Annotated in this window: 16 protein-coding genes and 1 pseudogene; all 17 read right to left on the bottom strand. The window is 52.4% G+C overall.

Features of this window, described 5'->3' with window-relative positions; all coding sequences use genetic code 11:
* Positions 1-29: 29 nt before the first annotated feature.
* The gene (locus O6D90_RS26435; protein ID WP_425476446.1) at positions 30-722 is read right to left on the bottom strand and encodes a tail fiber domain-containing protein; all 693 of its coding nucleotides are present in this window, start codon (positions 720-722) and stop codon (positions 30-32) included.
* Between the two features lie 816 nt (positions 723-1,538).
* Positions 1,539-2,929 (bottom strand): annotated as a pseudogene (locus O6D90_RS25475) (hypothetical protein); the annotation flags it as partial.
* A gap of 84 nt (positions 2,930-3,013) precedes the next feature.
* Entirely contained in the window at positions 3,014-7,396 is a 4,383-nt protein-coding gene (locus O6D90_RS25470) for a phage tail tip fiber protein (RefSeq protein WP_270956643.1), read from the bottom strand.
* Between the two features lie 20 nt (positions 7,397-7,416).
* On the bottom strand, positions 7,417-8,004 hold the full coding sequence (locus tag O6D90_RS25465; RefSeq protein ID WP_001293197.1) for a tail assembly protein: 588 nt from the start codon (positions 8,002-8,004) through the stop codon (positions 7,417-7,419).
* Positions 7,992-8,789: a C40 family peptidase gene (locus O6D90_RS25460; protein ID WP_048665914.1), complete on the bottom strand. Its 798-nt coding sequence runs from the start codon at positions 8,787-8,789 to the stop codon at positions 7,992-7,994. Before O6D90_RS25460 ends, O6D90_RS25465 begins: the two co-directional genes overlap by 13 nt.
* Entirely contained in the window at positions 8,782-9,480 is a 699-nt protein-coding gene (locus O6D90_RS25455) for a phage minor tail protein L (RefSeq protein ID WP_044790581.1), read from the bottom strand. The genes O6D90_RS25460 and O6D90_RS25455 overlap by 8 nt, the downstream gene beginning before the upstream one ends.
* A gap of 89 nt (positions 9,481-9,569) precedes the next feature.
* On the bottom strand, positions 9,570-9,905 hold the full coding sequence (locus O6D90_RS25450) for a phage tail protein (protein WP_000440566.1): 336 nt from the start codon (positions 9,903-9,905) through the stop codon (positions 9,570-9,572).
* Between the two features lie 41 nt (positions 9,906-9,946).
* Positions 9,947-14,521: a tape measure protein gene (locus O6D90_RS25445; protein ID WP_270956683.1), complete on the bottom strand. Its 4,575-nt coding sequence runs from the start codon at positions 14,519-14,521 to the stop codon at positions 9,947-9,949.
* Between the two features lie 7 nt (positions 14,522-14,528).
* Positions 14,529-14,753 carry a hypothetical protein gene (locus tag O6D90_RS25440; RefSeq protein WP_000952684.1) on the bottom strand — a complete coding sequence of 75 codons (225 nt, stop codon included), beginning with the start codon at positions 14,751-14,753 and terminating at the stop codon, positions 14,529-14,531.
* Between the two features lie 125 nt (positions 14,754-14,878).
* Positions 14,879-15,196 carry a hypothetical protein gene (locus O6D90_RS25435; RefSeq protein ID WP_000163862.1) on the bottom strand — a complete coding sequence of 106 codons (318 nt, stop codon included), beginning with the start codon at positions 15,194-15,196 and terminating at the stop codon, positions 14,879-14,881.
* A gap of 59 nt (positions 15,197-15,255) precedes the next feature.
* Entirely contained in the window at positions 15,256-16,002 is a 747-nt protein-coding gene (locus tag O6D90_RS25430) for an Ig-like domain-containing protein (protein ID WP_023180876.1), read from the bottom strand.
* A 74-nt stretch (positions 16,003-16,076) separates the two neighbouring features.
* A complete protein-coding gene (locus O6D90_RS25425; RefSeq protein ID WP_000469441.1) occupies positions 16,077-16,460 on the bottom strand; it encodes a minor capsid protein in 384 nt (127 codons plus the stop codon).
* Position 16,461: 1 nt separating this feature from the next.
* Positions 16,462-16,935, bottom strand: a complete 474-nt coding sequence (locus tag O6D90_RS25420; RefSeq protein ID WP_000523626.1) for a hypothetical protein — start codon at positions 16,933-16,935, stop codon at positions 16,462-16,464.
* The gene (locus O6D90_RS25415) at positions 16,926-17,270 is read right to left on the bottom strand and encodes a hypothetical protein (RefSeq protein WP_001027662.1); all 345 of its coding nucleotides are present in this window, start codon (positions 17,268-17,270) and stop codon (positions 16,926-16,928) included. The genes O6D90_RS25420 and O6D90_RS25415 overlap by 10 nt, the downstream gene beginning before the upstream one ends.
* A 97-nt stretch (positions 17,271-17,367) precedes the next feature.
* Positions 17,368-18,201, bottom strand: a complete 834-nt coding sequence (locus tag O6D90_RS25410; RefSeq protein WP_000057119.1) for a hypothetical protein — start codon at positions 18,199-18,201, stop codon at positions 17,368-17,370.
* On the bottom strand, positions 18,201-18,635 hold the full coding sequence (locus tag O6D90_RS25405; protein WP_000801184.1) for a hypothetical protein: 435 nt from the start codon (positions 18,633-18,635) through the stop codon (positions 18,201-18,203). Before O6D90_RS25405 ends, O6D90_RS25410 begins: the two co-directional genes overlap by 1 nt.
* Positions 18,636-18,678: 43 nt before the next feature.
* Positions 18,679-19,602 (bottom strand): Ig-like domain-containing protein, encoded by a 924-nt coding sequence (locus tag O6D90_RS25400; RefSeq protein WP_001115046.1) that lies wholly within the window; start codon positions 19,600-19,602, stop codon positions 18,679-18,681.
* Between the last annotated feature and the right edge of the window lie 58 nt (positions 19,603-19,660).

Here is a 19,660-nt window from a genome sequence, read left to right as displayed (position 1 = left end):
TTGGCGCGAAAACATCCGCGCCAATAACCCTATTCCCCTTTAAAAATGGCAGGAGACTTCACTAAAGACGCTACCAGAACCTTGAGATCCGTTAGTTCTGATTTGAGAGCTGTCACCTCGTCCTCAAGCGCCTCAATACGCTTACTCTGAACGTCTTCATCATCAATCATTTCATTGATTGCGTTAACCAGAAGAGCAGTAACACCACCATAGTTAACACCTAAGAATTCAGTATTATCGATATTCATTACCGCTTCCGGTAAAACATCCTGAACCTCTTGAGCAATAAGCCCAGCTTCTAATTGATAGTAGCTGTTTTCATCTTCAATAAGGTTGTTTCTCTTATAATATGTTCTACCAACTAATTTTCTAACCTTTGACCTTGCATCTTCAATGTCTTTAAGATTTGCTTTTAGCCTAATATCTGATGAGCTAACCCATTGGTTTGCAGTGGCACCACCAGCGTGATTAAAAATGAAATCAGCGCCTTTTACATATAAATGAGTTTCAGCGCCGCCAGCAGACCAGTTAACGCAATCGAGACCTGTAATCCAGTCATAACCCCAATGAACAGCTTTAAAAATACTTATGGCTGCATCAGTGGTTGGAACTTCACACAGAATACCAGTAGCACGATCGCGCCACGCAGAAAAAGCCCCCCCCTGAATTTTTCCACCGGCAAGACAGGCTGTTGATCCAGTCCTCGTTCCAAAAACAAACATGCCTTGTTCACTTTCTGGAGAGTATGAGCTTATGCGTTTATACGGAACCAGCGCAGTACTATCCCAACCAAAAACCTCCGTTGCGTTGGCAATAGCCTTAATTATTCCGTCACTTTGCCACTTTAGACCGGTGTCTGCATCCCCCATAACTAAAGAGTTTGCGCCAAGTGCGTTTGGTATATCACTATTCGCAAGAATCATGGAACCATCAGTTCTTGATATCCTTGTCCATCCACCCCAACTGCCAGCGTTACAGATAATCCCCCACTTATTACCATGCATTGACGTTGCAACAACATTACCGAAATCAAGAGTTCCGTCTGATTTTCGTCCATGAACATGCAATTCAAACATCCACCAACCTGATGCTTCTGGAGGCTGGTATGTAACGAGTTCACCGCTAGAATAATACCCACTTTCCGCTCTTACTGTCATGAAACCCAATACGTTTTCATGGTTAGGTATTGCAATTGCAGTACCCCCTACAGGGGTGTTTAAATTTTTTCTTGCGCCAGTATCAGTTTTAGACCCGGTTCCACCTTGACCAACATCAAGAGGTATTGACTGTCCCGTAGAAAGCTCCATCATCCCCCATCGCTGATCCATAACGAAAAGGCCGTGGGTGCTCTGGTTTCCAACGATAAACGTGCCATTATCCTGCTGACGTAATCTATCAACTTGTAGGTTGATTTTGGCCTGCGGGGTATTGTTGGCTGCTGTTCCGCCCTGCTGAACACCAAGAGGGATAAACTGTTGCGATGCGGTATTCCAGTAACCCCATCCATCGTTACCAACTGTGAGGTATTTGATCTTATCCGGCGACTGAATAAACGTTTCACCATCGCCTTGATTAAATCGGTCAATCTGAAAATTGATTCGTGCTTGCCCAATGTTTTCAGCTCCAGTACCACCAGCACCAATAGATAGCGCCGATGTACTGTTGTTGTCATTTCTGGCTACTCGCCATTCACCGTTGTTTGCAATCCTCAATTCATATGTGCCAAGAGGGGTGGAGAATGAGTTGTAATCACCAGGAGAGCCATGAATTGTCGGATCATTGCTAATTACTGCCTGAACCTGCAAAACATTTCTTGCCGCACTCCTATTTGGCAGATCGGCAAGGTTCTGATCTTTATGCAGCACATTGTTTACATCTAACAGATCGGCAAATTGCTTCGCCTTTTCTGCTTCACTCTTTGCTGTATCTGCGTGGGCGGCTGCATTGGTTTCACTTGCCGCCGCCGCCGCTTGGCTCGCCGCCGCCGCATCCTTGCTACGGCAGTATTTTTACTCTCAAGAGCAGAAGCCTGGCTTTCAGCAGCCGCATCTTGGCTGGCTTTCGCATTGTTGGAATAAGTGAGTGAGTCATTCGCATAGCGAGCGGCTTCCGCTTCGCTTGCCTTAGCAGCCTGCTCGCTATTAGCGGCAGCAGTTTGGCTCACGGAGGCTGCTTCTTTGCTCGCTAACGCGGAAGCCTCTGAATTAGCGGCGCTCTCTTCACTTTGGTGCGCTGCATTCTGCGAAGCGGCTGCAGCCTGCTCACTTTGTAATGCAGCTGTTTGTGATGCTGCGGCAGCCTCTTTGCTTGCCCGGGCGTTACTTTCACTGGTAGCAGCTGCCTGCTGAGAGGCAGCTGCAGCGTTTTCACTTGCCTTAGCATTAGCTTCGCTGCCCGCAGCTGCTTGTTTAGAATTTAACGCCTCTGCAGCCGCTGCTTCCGATCTGGCAGCTGCAGCCAGGGCCTTTGAGGACTCCGACTCAATGGTATCGACGTGATCTCGATACCACTGTTGGTTTTCGTTGTGCTCATTAACAATCTGTAAGAGCGACTTTACCTTTATCTCAGTGCCATCAGCGGCTTCTAGGGTGACTTCATCGAGCGCCGTCAACCAGCAGCGCATCGCTTTTGAGTCAGCAGACATGCGAGTCATAAGCGCAGTAAAGCGAGCACTGAACTGTGTCAGATCACCCTCATATGTTGTAATGATTACGCAAGGTACATCTGCCTGCGTCTCACCAGCATATGGTTCCGCCAGAACCATGCTGGTGTCACTATCGACGCGCTTAATCTCGTGTAGCTTATTGTCAGGCCCAATTACGATCATGCCTGGCAATACACCATTGGCCGTCACATTCCAGGCTGTACCTGCGCCTGTTACTATGTTACTCCCCTGAGTGAATGAGATAGTACCTTCCCTGTACCACATGTTAACTCCTTAAAACGGACAAATCAGCTTCCTGCTGAACTCATATAATACACACACAAAATAAGTAATTACATACCTACTTATTTAGGCTTTAAATAATAAAACTGTTAATGTGCCAACGGCATTTGCATGATCTAATTGTCCACCATAAGACAGTGTGGTCGAGACATTTCGAGGCAGAAATAGATAAGCGCTACCGCCGCCATGCATTGCCGTCGAAGAGACGGATGCGATTCGACCACCGTAAGACGAATCAACCCACACAGTACCACCACCTTGTCCATACCCTCCGGAATATGTCCACCCATGCACACCGATATAAGGGATTACCAAATGTCTGTCATAGCTCGCCGCAGGTATGCCGATAGATGAGTTGAAACCTAACACGACCGCTTTGGCAACATCGCCCTCAATCTTTTCAGCATAAACAGTTCCGTTGAAGTAGCCTTCTTGTGCTTCAATTCTGCCTCTAAACACCCCCTGATTTGCATAGACAGTACCCCTTACTGTCACTTGGTTGAACTCAGCGTTACCGTTTTTATTGATCGACCATCCTGCTGACGAACCAGCATAATTATCAGACTGAATTACTTGCCCAATCTTTGCGTTATCAATAGTCCCGTTTTTAATCCATGCCCCATTCATATAGGCAACGCCATTCTCAATTACAAATGGTGTTGTAATATGCCCATTAACAGAGTTAACTAATCCAAAGCGATCCGCCTGAACAAGAAATTGCGAAAGCCCTGTGCTATCGATACCAAGTGCAATACCGGCAACATACTTCTGGCCACCAGAGGTTGAGGTTTCCATCTTCAGAGTCCATGCGGTAGACACCTTCTCGTTCGTATCCGCAATCGCTTTTGCCTGCTCCTGAATGATCGCAGAGTTGCCATCAACCTCAACCTTAATCGTATCTACTCTCTTACCAAGTGCGCCATCTGCATCTGCCCTAGCAGTAGCCTCGGATGTAATAGCTGCTTTAATGTCTTCCGATGTTTGAGCTGCCAGAGAGTTAATTTGAGAAGACAGGGCACTATCTGCATCCGTCCTGGCACTGCTCTCAGCGCCAATCGCTGCCTTAATGTCCTCCCCCGTTTGCGCCTTTAGTGTGGTTATCTGGCGAGCCAGGGACTCATCGGCGGTAGCTCTTGTCTCCTGTTCCGTCGCAATCGCAGCCTTAATATCGTCATCAAGCTGAGACTGAAGCGCAGTGATTCGCTTCGAGATAGCCTTATCCGCTTCCACACGAGCCGTCGTTTCCTCGGTAATTGACGCTTTAATTTCATCACCAATTTCAGCACGAATCTCTTCGACCTTAGTGGCCATTGCCGACATATCATCAGCGAAAGCCTTCTGCGTAGTGGCAATCTTCGCGTTGTTGATCATCTGCTTGTGCTGGTCTTCATCCTGACGGAGAGCAAGATCGATATTTGTCTTGGCAATAGCGTCGATATTTGTTGTGACCTCGGAGCTTGCGCGATCAATTTCGGCAACAGTCTTCTTCATTTCTTCAATTGCAGCAGCGCTATCATCAACGGATGACTTCATTGCCTCAATTTGCTTGGCATTAGCCTTATCGCCTTCGACACGGGCTTCACGCTCTTCAGCAATCAGCGCGGAGGCATTGTCGAGCGCAGCGTGTGCCGCTTCAACAGCGCCAGCGACGGCTTTACCCTGCTCAGAAACGGTCTCCTGCAACTCAACCAGAGCCGCATTAGAGTCCTCAACCTGTTGCAGCGCGTCGTTGACCTTGTCCAGCGTGCCTGAAACCTCATTCTTGAGATCGGTTTGAGACTGCTGGAGAGTTTCATCGGCTGCGGCCAGTTCCTTAAGGCTCTCTTCCATCTGCTTATGAAGATTGTCGACTGCATCCTGAGACGCCTTCGTATCGATTTCCTCAAGCAGCTCCTGACCCAACTCGGACGAAGTAATTTTACCTGTCAGGAATGAAAGAACGTCTCTTGTCGTCGCTTCCGTACCCAGATTTGAGTTCGGCGGGCTTAACATGCCACGCTTGTTCGCCGCACGAACCCAATAGTACCAGGTCTCACTATCTCCCAAACCGGCATGGGTAAACGTTGTGCTGGCGGCCTCTGCAATCAACTTTGCTGTTTCCAGATCGTTGGTCTGGGAGGCGTACACGTTGATGTGATCGAGGTCGATTGAGTCCGGGTTGACCCAATTCAGAATCACGTTGCGGTAGTCGCCCACAGCCGTCAGAGAGGTAGGAGAGCCTGGCGGCGTCATCGTACCTTTTACTTGATAAACGGTGCTGACGATGTCCGTCTTCTTGCCGCTGAACGAAACCGCATAGAGCTGAATGTCGTATTGACCATTCTCGGCAATATTGAGGATCTCGAACTGCTCTTCGGTAACGCGTGCGGACTGCCAGTTAGAGACGTTGTTCTCATCGGAACGGCGCCAACTGATCCAATATTCCGCAGACTTACCCTCCCAGGTGGCAACGAGTTTGATTGAGAGGTTGCCCGGACTGGAGATATACGTCCCTTCCGTCACCTGCAGGTTAGTCGGCTTCGAATAAGTCGGATCGAGAACGGTGTTGTTCTCTGGGATCAGCGTCGCGCCGTTGTCGATGGCTTCGTACTTCGATGCGTTATTCTGGACAACCGTAACGTCAAATGTCCCCTGGGCATCCCCCTGAGCAACGTTGATAACGCGCACACGCATTGGCTCCAGATCTGGCTCTGTAATCGTCCAGACGCCATTCATTACCGGCATATCGCCGGAATTGAGCGCTTTGGAGAAGGTCACTTTGGTAATGTCTTCCCCGGTCTCAAGAATATCGCGCTCAACGATTTCACCTTCCTGATTCAAGATCCGGATGTAGCTACCGGCCTTATTCAGCGTAACCGGTGCGTCGAGAGTGATACTGTTCTTTGTGAACGCCACAATGCGGCCAGAGTTGCGCTTACCTGCGCGGTATTTGTTCTGAATCAGCACCGTTTCGCCCGGCATCAGGAAGGAAGCATCCAGCCCTGCCGTAAAGCTGATAACGTCCGATTCCATGCGTGCGGTATACAGCAACCACAGACCGACACGATGCGCCTGGCCGCGGCTAGTGCAGCCGAACGCAACCACTTCGGTTTTGCGCTCGCCATAACGACGCATCGCCTCCTGGTCTTCTACGTACTCGATGTTTTGTTTGTAGCCGTCTTCCTTGTTGTTGTAGGTCACAAGAGCCACTGACGGACGGTCTTTGCGCGCAGATCCCTTATAGCTGAACATGCCGTCTTTGACGTTCGCGTTGGTGAACATCATGACCGGATCTGACGGGCTATCCTGCATGACGTTAACCATGCCGCCAGCCCAGAAGACCATACCGCGGAAGGCGCCAGCGATATCCTGAATCAGTCGGTACGCGTCCTGACGGCTGGTGATCTGGGTGTTGATAGCAAAGCGCTTCTCTTTGCCCCCGAATCCATTGTCAACTTCTTCGTCGCAGTAGCGCCCAATCTGGTAGATCTGCCCGAGGTCAATCATGGACTCAGAAACGAACTGCCCAAGGCCATAACGAGCGTTGGTAAGCACGTCGAAAAGAATCCAGGCTGGGTTTGAAGACGAAAGCAGCTTAAAGGTGCCATCCCATACGCCGATATAGGTATTTGTATTCTCATTGTAGTTGGACGGGACGCGGATCTTCAGGCCACGAACCAGATACGAACGAGACGGCATTGAGCTGCCGAACTGCTCTGAGTTAACCTTCAGGCCAACCAACGCTGAGTTCGGGTAGTTCATCGGTGTATCGACGATCTCACCGATAGAGTCCACCCACGTATCGTTAAAAATGTACTGAGTGTTGCTGTCTTCGGTAATACGAATCACGCGAATTTTGTAGGCACGACCTGGCTTGGGCAGTTTCAGTTCATAGCTGCGGTAGTAGACGCCTGTCTTTTTTGCCGTCAGCGTAACTTCGGAAGTGCTCTCCCCTTCTGCGATGGCGTCCTTGAAGGCATTGTCGCCATTGGCAATCTGGAATTTGTACTTCACGGTCGTACCGTTGGTATCACCGGTCTTTTTGTCGACGCTACGCAGTGACGGGAACTTCAGAATGACGCGGACACGGTCTGCCTCATCGTTATCAATGGCAATCGTGACGTCGTGAGTTCTTTTCAACTGGATGTTGACCGACTTCGGCGTTTCAACGAAATCGAACCCGGCCATCGGCGTCTGGTCTTGTGAACCATCACGGAAATCCCAGGTGATACCACTAAAGTTTGGTGACCCGTCTTCGTTGAGGATTGGCAGATCATCAATGAAGATCGATTTTGCGCCATCCACCAGCCCGCCAATGACACCTTCCCCGAGCAGGTCGAGGATTGACGCCATAGCACGCGAGTTTACGGTATCGTCAGCTTCAACCGGCGTGCGGCTGGAGCCACTGCTTTTCTTACCGCCAGCACCTGCAATCAGGAGAGGCAGTCTCTTCTTCTTGAACTGTTCCATGTTCAAAAATTCCCTTCTTACTAAAGCTGGTCGATGGTGATCGAAGAACTCACTACCTGTGAGCCGACCAGAATTTCCTCACCATAAATGAGCTGAACCGGGTTGCCCTGGTTAGTGGTGTTTTGTGGCCCGTCGAAATAAAACGAGTTCGAGTTATCTGCCTGCCTTACGCTGTCATTGGTCGCCTGGGGCGAAATTAGCTGAGAAATACCACCCATCATCAGTGATAAGCCGAGCGGGGCCAGCGCAGGGAACCAGAATGAAGTAACCATGACGAGTGCCCCTACAACTGTCTGGAACCACCCAAAAGCCTTGCCGCCGCTACCGCGAGGAACCGGCGTGATGCGGATCTTCGCGATGTTGTCGGACTGCCCCATCATTTGAAACTCGCTCTCATCAACCGACCACTTATGCCCCTGCTTATTGGTGATCTGGATGTGATACTTGTCGTAGGTCTTCATGTTGCGCTTCATCCAGGCTTTTAAGCCCGGACGGTTGGCTTCGACCAAATCCAACGCCTGTTTGGTGTTGCGCACTTTTAAATGCCAGTGGCGGCCGAAATGTCTGGCCATCGGGCCACCAAGTTGCACATGAACTAACTCAGACACGTCTCATCTCCCTTGAGTAAGTCTCTGTGACGCAGGTGGTGCGTCGTGTGTTTCTGGTACATGCCACCGTAATAAGCGCGGCAGCTCAGGCGGTCGATCTGGTGGTGCAGGATCATTCCGTCTCCGATGTACACCGCGCAGTGGTCAGGCATCTTTCCGTACTGAATGAAGAAAACGTCACCACGCTGGGGTTCCGTCCCCGGCGCCAGACGAACAAGCCCTTCATTGCGGTAGTTCTGATCGAGAATGTCGGTATCGCCCGTGTACCACGATGGAATATGCAGGTGCGGGTTCGGATTCAGCTCGACGTTGAACTCACGCTTCAGATAGTCGCGGCACAGCATCCAGCAGTCGAAGACACCAAACACATAGGGTCGTCCCAGATAAGGCATCTCAAAGCCGTCTGGAGTGATCACATTCATCTCACTGAAGTGAAATGGTGCATCGCCCTCGACATTCTTCCGAACTGCCAGAATCAGCCACGGAACTTCCGTTGCCTCGCATCCGGCACGGTCGGCGTCTGACGCATCAGCTGATTCGTCAGTGTGGGAGTGCCAGATGGCAACCACGTCTCCCGCATCTTCCGCTGCGATAATGTCGTCAGCGTGCATAACAAACGTGTTTTCCGGGTTTTCCGACACGTTCCGGGCTTCCATGAAGCGATATTTCTCGCCAGTGGTACGCACCAGAAAGCCACACGCTTCGTTCGGGTAGCGTTTGATGGCTGTCAGATAGATTTGCTGCATAATGTCCGACCCAAGCTCAGGGAAAGCTCTATTACCCATAACGCGTTGCTCCAATGAACCCGCCAAAGTGGATTACGCCATTGGCAAAGTAGTTACGGCGTGCGTTGCATGAGTCGTAGCGTTTCGTGCAGTAATCCGCGCCTGACATGGTGGTTTGCTGGTTGTTTTTGTCGAAATATGGGCCTGTGTAGCCGCACTCTGGGCCGCGGTATTTCCACGGGCAGGTGTTTTTGATGATCTGGCGGTACGGCAGCTGCACGCCCATCAGATCGAACACACTCGACAGCTCAAACTCGACAACCTCATGGGTTTCAAGAGTCTTCTGCTCGACGAACCACATCTCATCCGGAAAATGCTGATTTGGATCTGCGGTTGGATTCCCGTCTTTGAAGTTGGCCGCATCGAGAAAACGCGCCAGCGTCATCTTGCGGATGATGCGACAACCAACCAGATCGTCGTTTGCCTGGACTTCAGCGGAGACAGTACCGGCAAAGTTGGAGACCTGGATTTTTGGACGCGGCAAAGTACCCTGACCAGTCTTATCAAAGCCTGACGCTTTGATTGGCCACGGTTCGTAGGACACACCTTGCCAAACGACTGGCTCCATCAGTTCGTTTGTACCAGCGTGGAAAAACAACTTGCCCCCAGAGGTGGTGTTCGACATATCAAGTTCGAACAGCTCAATGTGCGCCGAAGGCGACAAGCTCTGAATATCAGCTTTAATACCCATCGTTTCTTCCTTGAAATAAAGAGGCGCCAACATCCTGTCAGCGCCTACAAATAATAATAAATAAGTGATTACTTATCCAGTGGGTTAAATTATCCTTCATAAATTTGTCGGAAGGTCGCAGTGAGAACGAGATAGCCCTGGTAACGCTTCACAGTATGGCTGTCGCAGACCACAACCATCTTTTTGCCACGAGGGTTCGTCCAGTAGAACGACTCAACGGCCGCGCGTGCCGTCAGAAAGTCATCGACGGCATTAATAACGTCGTAAGAGCGCGTGAATGTCAGGCTCCACTCTTCTTTAATGCGATTGAGACCTTTGGCCTGGCGCTGTTCGTAATCGTCACCGAAATTCAGCACCGTCACGTTAGGCTTCACGGTCTTTTCCGACTCGTAGTCGGGATACCAGTTAAAAGTCAGTCTTTCCATCTCACATCCTTGTGAGACTGCCCCTTACGGGGCAGCCGTGGTTAGTTACGTTGAGAGTTAGGGTTGAGCGAACCGCCTGGCCGCTTCTCCTGAGCGATGGTTTCAAGCGCGATCGCCTTCATGCGCTGAGCTGCCTGACTCCATGCGCCTTCGGAATTGCTGTTCTCCGAGACACTGCCGTCGCTGTTGACGTTGATCTCAATGCTGACAGGTGAGAAAACGCCGCCACCGCCTTTAACACTCTCTGCGTTGAGCGTGACCGGGATGGAACGCCCATCCGGAAGCGGAACGTAGGCTTCGTTCATATCCCCTTCACCAAACAGCGCCAGCTGTGGAGAGTCAGCGATGCCACCTTTCTGGTACGCACGCAGCGGAACCACGCCGTCTTTCCCGAAAATGCCGCCTTTGGCGAACTTCGGAATTGCCGGGATGCCGCCAGTACCATTAGATGCCGATCCGGTGAGATTGTTGAACCCGGAGTTAGAGCCGGAGGAACCAGATCCGATGTTGTCGAAGCCACCACCAGCCCAGGCAGACACCAGCCCGGAGGCAATGGTTGCGCCGAAGCTCAACCACTTATTGCCAGAGCCGGACATGTTTGCGCCCAGCATGGCAAACGCGGCAGAAAGCGCACCAGTGACAGAGCTAAGGTTCTGCATAGAGAAGATGGATGTCTTCACCGCTTTGGTTTCCGCGTCTTTGGCTTCAGTACTGGTAAACAGTCCATTTACCCAGCTGCCGATCGCATTGGTTGCAGATCCAATCGCGCTGGTCGTCTGCTGAGTGGTCTGCCCCAGACCGGAGACTGAGCTGGAGGTCTCTTTCGTCGCCTCGCCCACGCTCTTATCGCCATTGATCGCATTCATCCGGACGCCCTGGTTGGCAACCGCTGACGCGACACCAGAAAGCAGATTACCGCTCTGAGAGCTGCCCGCTGCCGTCGTTCCCATCCCCAGCATGTTCATGAGTGGCAGGGTGATCTGCGTCTTCACAACCATGTTGGTGATATCGCGGAGAATGGATTCTGCCAGGCTGGAGAAGTCCAATTTACCTTTCATGACGAAGTCGGTCAGCGTATCCGTCATGTTGCTGAACAGGTTGCTCCAGCTGTTTTCCAACTGATCGGCCAGATTCTCGTACTCAAGCGCCAGCTTCTGTGTCGCCGTACCCGTCTCTTTGATGAGAGCGGTGTTGCCTGCCGCCACCAGTTGGTTAATCTGCTTGGTGTAGAGCGCCACGATTTTCGGATCAGAAGCCTGGTCACGCAGATCCATCAACGCTTTCAGGTTACGGTTGTAGGTGTCGTTGAAATCAGCCACCTTCTCTTCACGAGACGGCTTGTAACCCGCGCTGATGATGGAATCGGATTCCGGCGCCCAGGTGGAGATCATCTGCTCGACGTTGCGGCGATTGAACATCTCGCGATAGTCGTCGCTCGCGTTCGCCAGGTCAGCCAGGCGTGACTTGGCTTTGTCGATCATCTCCTGAGTGATGAACTCATTAGGTACGGCGTTGGCCAGTTCGGTCAGCGATTTGGTAGTATCGCGGAGAGACTGATCAAACGACACGGTCGCTTTTGAGCTTTCACCCATCTGCCCCATAAGCTGATCGGCTTTATCCAGAGCTTTCTGGTAGCCGGCCGCCAGCTTACGCTGCGCGTTTTCTTCCTTCCTCGCTGCACGTTGAGAGGCATTGGCGGTGCGCTTCCCGGCTTTTTCCGCTGCTGCGGCATCCTGCTCACGCGCTTTGGTCAGCGCGGCGATCGCGGCGGCACGCTCCTCGTCGCTCATTTTCTCCAGAGAGGTGGCGCTGGAGGCTTTCTGCAGGTTCAATTGGGTTTTGAGCTGTTTCGGCCCGATGATCGGCTTGCCTTCGAAGTCCATCATAGGCGTACCGTCTGGCAGTGTGCGCTGGTAGGTCGCGGAGTCCATCTGGTTCCGCATATACTGTGCCAGTGCTTTTTGAGCCGCCTTATCGGTCGTCCCTAACCCCAGAACAGTTCCCTGGTTGGACATTACGCCCTTACCGGTTTTCGCCGCGCTATCACGCTCGAACTCCGCCTGAGTCAGCTCCTGAGCAACAGCTTCAAGATGCTCCTGATACCCGCGAATGCTGCCTTGCAGCTTATGAACCTGCTCTGTGTTCCCCTCTTTCTTCGCTTTCTCCAGCAGGTCGCTGAAATGGGCAATTTGCTTCTCGGTGGCGTTTTTACGAGAAGACAGGTCGTCGACCAGCTTCTGTGCAGGTTCCAGATAAGACTTGTTCACCTTCTCGCGAAGCGGCGCGAGCAACTTGTTCTTCTCGTCGTCCGAAAGTGATTTGTCGTCGTTGATTTTCTGGATCTTGTCCAGAGCCTCCTGACGGGCTTTCACAAACGTCGCAGAGAAGACCTGGTTATCTGCCCGGATTTTCTCAATCTGGGATTCAGCAGCCTCTTTTGCCAGGCGCTTGGCTACCGCGCCATCACCCAACGCCATCGTGCCGGTTGTTCTTTCGTACTCTTCCTGATTTTTCTTCAGGCGAGCCTCAACAACCTCTTTGGACTCCTTCACGGCGACAGGGCCAGCCACTGTGGAGTAGTAGTTCACGCTTTCGCCAGTTTTAAGCGCCTGCTGGTCTCGCTGGATCTGCTTTTCAAGCTCGGCTGCACGCGCTGCCATCTGCGCACGCTTGGCCGCCGTCATCGCCTCCGGGATTTTGCGGATCTCGTCCACGACTTTGGACGTTTCGCTGCGGAGCATGGTCATATACGTGATAAGACCGGCTACAGCCACGGTAGCTACGGTGAACGCTGCACCAATGGGGTTTGCTGCAATGAATGCAGTTAGCCCAGCAAATGCGCCCTGAAGCCCCGTAATCGCGCCACGGATAGCGAAGATAAGCGATGGGATTGGAGCCAGCCCCATACGAGCCGCACGATTAAAGCGGGTGACAGCTGTCGCGCCCAGATTGAACGGAGCCTGGAGAACGGTCGACATCTTGGTAAATGTGTTAACCATTTGCCCGGCAGTGCCAATCACGCCTGCAATCCCGGCACGCATCAGCTTGAACGCCACCATTGCAGCAACGACTTTGCCCAGGCTGATAACCAGTTCCTGGTTTTTAGCCAGCCACTGCGCCAACTCGCGTAAGCCGTCGATCGCCGTGGAGAGTCCGGAACCCAGCGAGTTAGCGAACGAAATGCCCTCTGCGCTGTTCATGATGGAGGCCAGCTCTTTCATCCCCTTTGAGAGAGAATCCAGATAGCCCGCCTGACCGACACGATCGGCAAACAGCGTAAAGGAGGTTTGCAGTTGCGCCAGCGCACCAGTGTATGTTTGCATCATGTCTTTGGCGGCGTTTTCGTTCTCTGCACGCAGACCAACGAACATCAGCGATAGCGCCTGTTTCGCTTCCACAGTACCGGTGGAGACTGCTTTGGTCAGTTCCCCCATAGTGATACCGGCAGCGTCTGCCATCGCTTTCATCGCGTTAGGAACGGCTTCACCTAATTGCTGACGCAGTTCTTCCATCGACACGACGCCCTTACCGGACATCTGCTGGACAGCCACGGCAGCACGTTTAAGCAGCTCGCTATCGCCGCCGAAGCGTGCAACGGAGTCCACCAGTGCTTTCAGCGATCCGTCAGTAGGATCGAGACCTGCCGAGCGGAATTTAACGAAGGAATCGGTCAGCGCCTGCATCGCAAACGGGGCGTTTTGCGCCATATCCACGATGTACTGCATATCCTCTGCGGCTGCTTTGCCAGGGTTGGCCTTGTCCTTGTTCAGCCCGCGCAACATGACGCGCATACGCTCCATTTCGGAGGCAGCTTCGACGATTGGCTTCTGCCAGCCGAACAGGATGTCAGTTACCGTTCTTGCCGCATCTCCAATCTCGCCAAGCAGGAAAATGTTGCCGCGCAGACCAGAGAACACACCACTTTCAGCACCACGCCCGCCGTGGCCATAGGAACCGCTGTGTCGACCGCCATTACCACCGCCCTCACCGTAGCCGCTGGTGCGCACACGTACCGGCTTGCTGATCAGTTGCTGGCGACCAATCACGGCATCCATCTGATCGCGGACTTTCTTCAGCCCCTCGGCAGCCTGGCTAGTTGTGACACCCCAATTACTGAGACGCTTCGTCGTGGTGTTAAGGCGCGTATTCATGCCACTCACGGAGGCAGAGGCTTCTTTTACCTCCGTACCGAAGCGGCTGGCGCTCTTGCCAGCGAACGTTGCCCAATCGGAAAACTCATTGAGTTCAGACTGAACCTTGCGCAGCGATGTGGTGAGTTTATTAACGGATGAGGTGGTTGTGTCGACGCGCTCAATCAGGGTTTTGAGACCTGAGTTGAGGCTGGTAATGTTGCCTCGCGTCTTGCGCGAAGCATCGGACACAAGCTCGAAGCCGGCAGCTACATCCTGTAGTTTGTCTGCCGTGGCATCGAGTTTGGACTCCAGAACGCCGATGATGCGGGAGACCGAACCCAACGAGCGTTCCAGATTGTTAATTTTCTGAGCTGGCTTTGTGGCCTGCTCCCCGAATCTGGTAAGTAGCTTACCCGCCCGGTCGATTGACGCTGTAAACTGCTTGTCTTCCAGCGACAGGATAAACTCTACGTTTTGTGACATTCCCTTGTCATCCTCTGCCAAAAATTTGCATCAGTTGCTCTTTGGCGTCAGGGTCTGCCTTATCCTTGCGTGGATCGTAGACTTTATCGGTTACGACTGGTCTTCCAATCCTGAGTTGCAAACCCTCCATGAACGCCTTCACGCCCTCGCCATCTGCCTGGGCAGCGCGAGCGACTTGCAGGTTGCGGACATCCTCTTCCGCGCGCAGACGGTCGATGTTGCGACTGAGCATCCAGAACATCGTTAGAGGGACGCCCAGCAGCTCTAATGGCGACACGGCGTAGTGAGCAACTACACGACTGAAATAGAATCCGAGATCTATCGATACGGTCTTTACCCCGGATTCATCGCGGGAAATTACTTTGCCCCTTCACCAGCCGCTTTTTCGTTCTCTTCATCAATCACTTCCATAGCGAAGGTGAAGATCTGCTGGAGCTGCGGAACAGTCAGTTTTTCCAGTACAGCGTCCGGCACGGATGGGATGACCTTGCGAACCAGGTCGGCGTAAGCAGTTACCTGCTCAACAGGCGACATGTTCTGGAGGTCTTTGCCTTCCATCTGCTTGATGGAGACGAACAGGCCAACAGTCATTTCAACGATTGGGTATTCCTGACCGCCGAACTTGATGCTTTTCTTCGGAGGCAGAATGGAGTCGAGATCGAGTAATTTGGTCATTGGTTAAAGTCCTTTTAAAAGAGAGGCTCTTCCTGAGCCTCTGCTTAGTTAGATCGCGATTATTGGGCAGAATTAACCGTTACTGCTTTGGTCGCTTTCTTGCCGCCGCTATTGCTGGTAAAGGAGATATTTGCCGAACCTTCAGCTACTCCGCGAACCAGACCAGTCTGGTCAACGGTGGCTTTCTCCTGATTGTCTGATTCCCACACACCGGTTTTGTCGCCGGCATCTGCAGGGGTGATCTGGGCAGTCAGTTGCACGGTCTCACCGGCTTTAACTTCCGGAGATTCCGGAGAGATAGAGACGGTTTTAACCGGCTTTGGGCCGCTCATTTTCCCCAGCACGCCGTCGTCATCCGGGTAAGCGGTGAACTGAACGGAGAACACGCGAACATCATCAGACTGGTAGGTCATGGTGAAGTTACCTGCGGTCGCAGCTTTCGGGATAGTCAGAACGTAGTCGGTGGTATCCTGCGGGGTCAGAACCAGCTCTTTGGCTACGTCGATCAGGTTGACGCCCTGTGCGGAAGTGATGGTCACAGCGTTATCGTCTTCGCTCAGGGTAGAACCCGGCATCAGATCGACCATATTCTGCAACACAGACTCGGCCAGCGGCGCAGTGATAGTAATGTTACGACCCTGCACCAGCTCGGAGATGGTGGTCTGCCCCAGCTGGTCTACGGTGACTTTCAGAGTTTCGGTCGCAACTTCAACCTGAACACCGCCTTTGGTGTAACCCAGATCAACGCCACCAAACGACACTTTGCAGGCGCCAAGTTTGATGTTTTTTACATGGGTATTGGACATTGTTGGAAAACTCCTTTTTCCGTTAAATCAGCACCTTCATGGCGCTAATGGTAAGTATATACTTACTTATTTTATTAATTCAACAAATAGCCCGCAAATTCAATCGGGATACCCGCTTCAATCAACGAACCTTCGTTTTTGGGATAAGTAATCGGCATCGACATTGGCCGAACCAACCGGAAGTAAACGCCCTCTGACACGGTTTCTTCGACCGGGAACATGTCCATGATCTTATTGGCTTTCGCCACCGCCTTTGTGATCGTCGCATTACGCACGATGACGGTGAAAGAGTCGTGATAGAAGCCTTTTAACTCATGGTCAATGGTGATCCCCGTATTGGGAGTAACCAACAGAACACCGGACTTCACATTGGCTGGCATGTAGTGACAGAAAATGTCAGTGCCGACTGTACCGATCTTCGCCTTCTGCATCAGGCTCGCAAATGCTTCAATAAACACATCAACCTCTCGTAAAACCTGCTTTCCTTGCCGCTTCTGCTATCGTCTGAGTGAACTGCTTCTCACTGATCTGCACGGCTCTCTCAAGGAACAAAGGCCCAACTCGTGGCTTCACACCAGCGACTGGCGGGTTGGTGACGCTCTTCATGCGGGAGAGATAGCCGAGACGATACTTGCCCAACTCCATGTACTCCGCATAATCGCCAACCTCAACGCCCGGATGCCCTTCGCGTGGTTTGGCTCCAGATACCGATAACTCAATACGCAGCCCGGTATAGCCTTCTTTGACCACTCTCGCGAAGATCGCGCTTTCGAGTGAGCCAGTCTCCAGCGGGGCCATTGCCCGCGCCAGACGCTCAACCAGACGCGCCAGCTTCTCCATGTCACGGATGAGATAACGCTTAAAGGCTTTCTGGCTGTTATTGAGCCTGTCGCCAGCACGCTTAAACTGATGCGCGTCGTACTTCAGACCCATATGTTTGCCCCTACTTCCAGATGCCCAGGGCGCCCACGCAGTCCCCAGCGACGATGCACGCTGGATACCTTCAGCTTTTGCCCCTCCAGAATGAGAACGTCATCAAGCTGCACTGCGGCCTCAAGTGGGATCACCAGAACAGCATCGAACAATTCCAGATTCGCTTTACCGCGACTGCCGGAGCTGTCCGCACGTACCGATGACTTCTCGTTACTTTGCTCAAACTTAACGACGCCGACGTTCGTCTTCCTGACGAACTGCAATTGCGCTTCACCGTAGACATTCTTCGAACCCAGACGGTAAATCGCTATCTCGGCTTGCCATGAAATGTTCATGCACTCTCCCTGTGGTTGGCAGCCGCACTCATTACCAGGCGAAGGCGCGATTGCTCGTCTTGAGCCTTTCGACCAGAAGTAAACAATGCGACTGGCGTTACGCACGGCGAACAATCATGCGGTTATTGATGTAACTGACCAGCAGTCGCCAGGTACTGCGAGCCACATGCACATTTGCCGCTTTGCCGGTGCGGTACATATTGGTCGTTTCACCAATGGACTCAGACAGAATGCCGTCCTCGCGGGCTGCCGCTACGTCATTACCGTTAGCGATTTCGCAGGCTTCATTAACCACGGCCAGCATTAATGCCTGTTTGAAGTAGTCCGGGAACTCGTCGAATTTCTCCGGCGTCATCTGCTCCCAATCGATCAGATCGTGACGATATGCCCCGTCAGCGCCCCACGGAATGTCATAGACGTTCAGCATGTTTTGCGGGCGATCGTACCGGTCGAAGTCGATACGCAGGACTTTGCGGATTGAGAACGGCAACGTTTTGACGCGTCTGGTGGCCTCAATGAGACGTTTGCGCATCAGCCCTTCACCATCAGCTAACAGTGTGTCGCCGTTAAGCATATCGATAGCTTGCATCTGGGCGTCTGCGACCGTTGCGAATGACTGGCCTGGAATTGACAGCTCGAAGCTATTCAGCAGAACGTACATCTTGCGCTCTTCATGCGTCAGCCCGGATGCCACCGCTTTGACAATGACGTGTCGCAGATCGCGTTCTTTATCTGAAAGCAGGTTGTGTTCGGCCGACACGACAACCGGAATGGACATCTGCCCCTCAGTAATATCGAGAGGTTCGTTATCGACGATGATCGCACCAGCGCCATCTCTGACGGTATACGTGGCCGACTCAATATCCAGAACGTTAAATGCGAACGACAGGGAAACAGCTTCCCCGCTACGGTACGTGTCGATCTGCGCCATTACTCACCGCCCTGTGCTTTCAGGATGCCTTCGATCATTTCAACGATGCCTTTGGCTTTCACGCCAATCTGGTTGCCAATCTGACGCAGGCCCGCAATACCCTCACAGTCCGCAATCGACTCCAGTTCTTCACGAGTAAAGCGCTGTACCGGTTTGGCTTCCACTTCAGCCGTACCACGTTTCATTGGCACAATATCCGGGGCCGCCGTCTCGACAATGTCGTCCGCAGTCAAATCATTGCGGCTGCTGTACGCGGCAGAAGGAGATACATTTTTGCCCTCAACGGTAGTAGCACGCATGGAGGCACAAATCCGCTGCTGATCGATGAATGGCAGTTCGGCAACCGAGATGCCGTCGACAAACTGGATACCGCAGAGAATGCCCGTGTACCCCAAAAACTGAGGCTCCAATAAACGAATTTTTGCTGGTTTCATTCTTCTTCTCACTTAATGGGCGGCATAGCCGCCCATGTGTTGGTTACGCAGCCGGTGCTGCGGTCACTTCAACGGTCGCAGTCGCTTTGTGGCTACCGTCTTCTGTGGTGACTTCGATAGTGGCAGTGCCTGCAGCCACTCCGGTCACAAGTCCAGTTGCGCTATCAACCGTCGCGAACTCGGCATTTTTTGACGCCCAGGTTACGCGCTTATTGGTTGCGCCAGCCGGTTCGATGTTCGCGGTCAGCTGTACCGTTTTGTTGGCTTCAACGCTGGTGGTGCTCGGATCGACAGAGACGCCAGTAACAGCAACGACAGGCTCAGTGACTTCCACCGTGGCAGTAGCTTTATGGCTGCCATCCTGCGAAACCACTTCAATGGTTGCCGTACCAACGGCTACGCCAGCTACGTTACCGTTCTGGTCAACGGTCGCTTTGTCGCTATTTTTGGAAGTCCAGGTGACTCTTTTATTGGTTGCGTTTGACGGTTGTACATCAACGCGCAACTTGACGGATTTCCCTTTCTCAACGGAGGTAGAGTCTGGCGTTACCGTAACGGACTCCACGCTGACAGGCTTAACGGTCACTTCGACTGACGCAGAAAGCTGAGTCTGCTTATCGGTGGCGGTGATCTTCACTTTGCCCGGAGTCACGCCAGTAACCAGACCCGTACCGCTGACTGTGGCGACCTGGTCATTGGCCGACGTCCAGGTGAATGAATCTGCGCTTTTGCTCATAGTGATACCTGCACTAAGTTGAACGGTTTTGCCCACCAATACGGACGGCGCAGCCGGTGTAATGGTGACAGACTGAGTGAACGGAATTGCCCGGAAGCAAGCCGCAAGATGGTTCTGCTGGCGCTCGCTCAGAGGCTCGTTGGAGATGGAATTGGTGAATCCGGCACGGCACATATGCCCCGTGAAATCCGCAAACGCCTCTTCCGTGATCTTCATCTTTTGTTCTGGCATTTCTCGCTCCTACAAAAAGGGTGGGCGTATAGCCCACCCTTAAACGGTAGATAATTAC

This window comes from Citrobacter sp. 21OH12SH02A-Citro, assembly GCF_027919895.1.
GTDB classification, from domain to species: Bacteria; Pseudomonadota; Gammaproteobacteria; order Enterobacterales; family Enterobacteriaceae; genus Citrobacter; species Citrobacter braakii.
The sequence above is the reverse complement of the archived record's forward strand: the minus strand, read 5'-3'. Positions and strand labels throughout refer to the sequence as shown.

What these genes read in the sequence shown, in the direction of transcription:
- O6D90_RS25445 (WP_270956683.1), bottom strand. Translation starts at nt 14,521, where the DNA reads ATGTCACAAAACGTAGAGTTTATCCTGTCGCTGGAAGACAAGCAGTTT.
- O6D90_RS25410 (WP_000057119.1), bottom strand. Translation starts at nt 18,201, where the DNA reads ATGGCGCAGATCGACACGTACCGTAGCGGGGAAGCTGTTTCCCTGTCG.
- O6D90_RS25435 (WP_000163862.1), bottom strand. Translation starts at nt 15,196, where the DNA reads ATGACCAAATTACTCGATCTCGACTCCATTCTGCCTCCGAAGAAAAGC.
- O6D90_RS25450 (WP_000440566.1), bottom strand. Translation starts at nt 9,905, where the DNA reads ATGGAAAGACTGACTTTTAACTGGTATCCCGACTACGAGTCGGAAAAG.
- O6D90_RS25470 (WP_270956643.1), bottom strand. Translation starts at nt 7,396, where the DNA reads ATGGAACAGTTCAAGAAGAAGAGACTGCCTCTCCTGATTGCAGGTGCT.
- O6D90_RS25415 (WP_001027662.1), bottom strand. Translation starts at nt 17,270, where the DNA reads ATGAACATTTCATGGCAAGCCGAGATAGCGATTTACCGTCTGGGTTCG.
- O6D90_RS25430 (WP_023180876.1), bottom strand. Translation starts at nt 16,002, where the DNA reads ATGTCCAATACCCATGTAAAAAACATCAAACTTGGCGCCTGCAAAGTG.
- O6D90_RS25440 (WP_000952684.1), bottom strand. Translation starts at nt 14,753, where the DNA reads ATGCTCAGTCGCAACATCGACCGTCTGCGCGCGGAAGAGGATGTCCGC.
- O6D90_RS25405 (WP_000801184.1), bottom strand. Translation starts at nt 18,635, where the DNA reads ATGAAACCAGCAAAAATTCGTTTATTGGAGCCTCAGTTTTTGGGGTAC.
- O6D90_RS26435 (WP_425476446.1), bottom strand. Translation starts at nt 722, where the DNA reads ATGTTTGTTTTTGGAACGAGGACTGGATCAACAGCCTGTCTTGCCGGT.
- O6D90_RS25460 (WP_048665914.1), bottom strand. Translation starts at nt 8,789, where the DNA reads ATGGGTAATAGAGCTTTCCCTGAGCTTGGGTCGGACATTATGCAGCAA.
- O6D90_RS25400 (WP_001115046.1), bottom strand. Translation starts at nt 19,602, where the DNA reads ATGCCAGAACAAAAGATGAAGATCACGGAAGAGGCGTTTGCGGATTTC.
- O6D90_RS25420 (WP_000523626.1), bottom strand. Translation starts at nt 16,935, where the DNA reads ATGGGTCTGAAGTACGACGCGCATCAGTTTAAGCGTGCTGGCGACAGG.
- O6D90_RS25455 (WP_044790581.1), bottom strand. Translation starts at nt 9,480, where the DNA reads ATGGGTATTAAAGCTGATATTCAGAGCTTGTCGCCTTCGGCGCACATT.